Here is a 3,778-nt window from a genome sequence, read left to right on the forward strand (position 1 = left end):
GCCGGCTGCGGATACTGCGGGTATCCCGTCCGGTGCGCGCGCCGCTGCTGGTGCCGGTGCCCGTGTCGCGGCGTCCGGCCGCGCCCTCACTGCTGCTGTTGTCGATTTCCCGAACCTGAGATCCGGCATGCCGCCCACCCATGGGCGGCGTCTTCCCGCCCGCCCGTGTGCGGGCGCTGTGTGATGCCGATTTCTAGGTTTGGAGAATGTCTTGACGACCCGTATCACGGCGGCCCCCGTCGCCGGTCCGGTGCCGACGGCTGCGGCCGGTCACCGCCGCCCACCCGGCCCCGCTCGGCCCCGTCCGGCCCCGTCCCGCCGCGGCGCCGGCGCGATCATCCTCCGTCCGTTCCCGCCCCGGCCCTCTTGTGCGGGGAGGGGGTGGTGATGCGGTCGGGGTTGACGCATCGGCGGGCGATCATCGTCGGGGCCGGGCAGGCCGGGCTCGCGGTGGCCGCCGCGCTGATCGGGTTGGGGTTCCGGCCGCAGCAGGAGTTCGTGGTCGTCGACGCCGCCACGGACCGGCAACGCAGTTGGGCGTCCCGGTGGCATTCGATGCGGCTGCTGTCCGACGCCCGCCACAGCACGCTTCCGCTCCGGCCGCTGCCGCTGGACCCGCACGAGCATCCCCGGGCCGATGAGATCGCGAACTACCTGGACCAGGTGCAGCACACCCTGGGGGTGGACCCGTTCTGGGGGTTGCGTGTGGTCGGGGTGGAACGCCGCGGTCACGGGTCGGTGCTGCAGCTGCAGACCGCGGAGGGCGACGTGCAGACCCGCAACGTGGTGTGCGCGACCGGCGCCGCCACCCACCCCCGCATCCCTGCGTGGGCGCAGCAGCTGCGGGTGCCCGGGGTGGTGCTGCACAGTGCCCACTACCAGTTCCCCCGGCAGGTGCCCACCGGGCGGGTGCTGATCGTCGGCGGAGGGAACAGCGGGGTGCAGCTGGCGCGAGAGCTGTCCGCCTCCCACGAGGTCACCCTCGCGGTCCGCACCCGACGGCCGCACCGACCCGCCCGTACCTTCCCCGTCCACGCCCGGGCAGGCTCGTCCTGGCTGGGTCGCCCACCCGCCGTGCAGCCGGTGTTCGGCGACAGCTACCATGCGCTGCGTCACGCGGGTGTGGCGGTCGCCCCGGCGGTGACCGGCGCGGACGGCGGGCAGGTCACGTTCGCCGATGGCAGCACCCTCGCCCCGGACTCGGTAATCCTCGCCACCGGGTACGACCCCGGCGACGACTGGCTCCCCGCCGAGGCGACCGCAGCCCGGTCCCGCCCGGCGATGACCGGGCTGCCGGGCTTGTTCGTCGCCGGGATCCCCGCCCACAGCCGCCCCGGAGCGGACACCCTCGCCGGGGTGTCCCGGGACGCCGCCGTAATCGCCCGCACCATCGCGGACCGGCCATGACCGCCACCCCGACGACCCTCCAGGACCCGCACGGACGCCCCCAACCCACCCCGCCGAACCGCCGCGCCCGGGCGGTGATGCCGTTGGCGATGGCGTTGCCGGTCGCGGCAGCCGCGGCGGTGCTGATGGATCTCGCCTACCCGGAGGTGGGATTCTGGCCGGCCGCGTTCGCCGCGACCGGGCTGCTGCTTCTCGCCCTGATCGGCCGGAGCGTGTGGGGGGCGGTGGCGGTCGGGGCGGTGTTCGGGTTGCTGTTCTTCGGGCTGCTGGTGTCCTGGACGACCCGGTATCTCGGGCCGGTGCCGTGGGCGGCACTGACCGTGGTGGAAGGGACCCTGACCGCGGTCGGGATCATCCCGCTGGCACTCGCCTACCGGTGGGTGCCGCGCGCCGCCCCCGGCCCGGTCGGACGCCTGCTCCTGCTGCCGGGCCTGGTGGCCGCGTTGTGGACGGGCCGGGAGGTGCTGCTGGGCGCCTGGCCGTACGGGGGGCTGCCGTGGGCGCGGCTCGGGATCACCCAAGCCGACAGCCCCCTCGTTCAGACGGTGTCCTGGGTCGGGGTGAGCGGGCTCACCTTCCTGATGGTCTTCACCGTCGCCGCCGCGATCGAAACCATCCGGACCGGCCGGTGGCGTCGCCCGTTCCCCGCCGCCGTACCCGCCGTCACCACCCTGATGCTGGTCCTGGTCCCGGCGTTTCCCACCACACCGGCCGGGACGATGCGGGTCGGGGCGGTGCAAGGCAACGGCCCGTCCGGGTACTTCGACCAGCGCACCGTGGGGGCGATCGCCCGGGCGCAGGGGGACGCGACCGGCCCGGTGCTCGACGCGGATGTGGATCTGGTGGTGTGGCCGGAAGGGCTGGATGCTGACCCGTTCCAGACCCCGTGGCTGGCCGAGCATCTCACCGGCATCAGCACCCGGGCAGGTGCCCCGCTGCTGGCGAACGCGGCCACCACGGCGGGCGGCAACATCTACAACACGTCGTTCCTGTGGGACCCGGCCACCACCGGTGCCACGCCGCAGCGGGAGCAGGTGCAGACGCACGCGAAACGCCACCCGGTGCCGTTCGGCGAGTACGTGCCCGACCGCGCGTTCTACACCCTGCTCGCTCCCGACCTGGTCGGGCTGCTGCAACGCGACTACGCGCACGGCACCGACCTGCCCATGGTCACCGTCGGCGACGTGCCGGTGGGGTTGGCGATCTGCTTCGACGTGATCTACGACGAAGTCATCGCCGAGAGCGTCACCGCCGGCGCGGAGCTGCTGGTGTTCCAGACCAACAATGCCGACTTCCGCGGCACGGACGAGAACCTGCAGCAGCTCGCGGTCGCCAGAATCCGCGCGGTGGAGACCGGCCGCACCGTGGTGAACGTCTCCACCGTCGGCACCAGCCAGATCATCCGCCCCGACGGCAGCACCCTCACCGGTCTGCCCGCCGGACAGGCCGGGGCGATGATCGCCGACACCGACCTGCGCGCCGGGCTCACCCCCGCCGTCCTCATCGGGCAAGGCGTTTCCACTGTCACCCTATGGGGTGGGCTGGGTGGTCTCGCCCTCACCGGTGCGATCGCCCGGCGGCGACGCCCCCCTGCCGTGGCCTGACCAGGCATGCCCGCCAGACAACCCGGGCTATCCGACGGGCGGGAGGACGAGGCGGCGGATCTCCGCAGCGATCAGGTCCGATTCTGTGGCGGGGATGTAGTGGCCGGAGCGGGCAGCGACCACGTGCCGGCCCTGCCGGGACTGTGCGGCCCGATACCGCCCGGCGGCGGTCGCGGCATCCCGGACCCGTCGCGGCATCCCGTCCGCGAGACTGCCGGAGATGACGGTGACCGGGACATCGGGCAGCACCGGCGGGTCGCCGCGCCAGGCGTGCAGCTCGGTGAGGAACGTGCGCGCCTGCCGACCCTGGGTGACCACCACCGCGGGCCGGAACGCCTCCCGGTGAAGATCCGCCCGCACATCCTCGGGCATCCCCTCCCCGAGGAACCGGAAGAACCGCTCCAGCAACCCCACCCGTGCCAGCACCCACTCCACGGCGATCACGATCTTCTCCCCGACCCGGAACGGCACACCGAACTGCTGGGTCGCTGCCTCGTCGGTCGGATCCACCAGCACCAGACCGGCCTCCCGGTCCGGGCGGCCGGTCTGCTGCCTGCCGCACGATCGGGCCGCCCGCGGAATGCCCCACCTGCACGAACCCGCTGCTCGGCTCGAGGCCGTCCAGCAAATCGTTCAGGTCGTCGGCCATCCGGTCCAGGGTGCGCCCTGCACTATCCGGGGCGGACCGGCCCAGCCCTGCCCGGTCATACACCACGGCCCGCGTGAACGCGGCGACCCGGGTCTGCAGCAACGCCCAGGTGGAGCGG

3 protein-coding genes are annotated in these 3,778 nt (G+C 73.5%); 2 read left to right on the top strand and 1 reads right to left on the bottom strand.

Annotation, left to right across the window (positions count from 1 at the left end; all coding sequences use genetic code 11):
- The first annotated feature begins 387 nt into the window (after nt 1-387).
- Nucleotides 388-1,407 carry a flavin-containing monooxygenase gene (locus ABT08_RS12990; protein ID WP_045245675.1) on the top strand — a complete coding sequence of 340 codons (1,020 nt, stop codon included), beginning with the start codon at nt 388-390 and terminating at the stop codon, nt 1,405-1,407.
- Complete coding sequence (gene lnt, locus ABT08_RS12995; protein WP_288115236.1) at nt 1,404-3,011, top strand: apolipoprotein N-acyltransferase; 1,608 nt, start codon at nt 1,404-1,406, stop codon at nt 3,009-3,011. Before ABT08_RS12990 ends, lnt begins: the two co-directional genes overlap by 4 nt.
- Nucleotides 3,012-3,038: 27 nt before the next feature.
- On the opposite strand, the gene ABT08_RS13000 is transcribed toward lnt, so the two are convergent.
- The gene (locus tag ABT08_RS13000; RefSeq protein WP_198553659.1) at nt 3,039-3,527 is read right to left on the bottom strand and encodes an alpha/beta hydrolase; all 489 of its coding nucleotides are present in this window, start codon (nt 3,525-3,527) and stop codon (nt 3,039-3,041) included.
- Between the last annotated feature and the right edge of the window lie 251 nt (nt 3,528-3,778).

It is taken from the genome of Microbacterium sp. SCN 71-21, from assembly GCF_001725695.1.
Taxonomy (GTDB): domain Bacteria; phylum Actinomycetota; class Actinomycetes; order Actinomycetales; family Microbacteriaceae; genus Microbacterium; species Microbacterium ginsengisoli.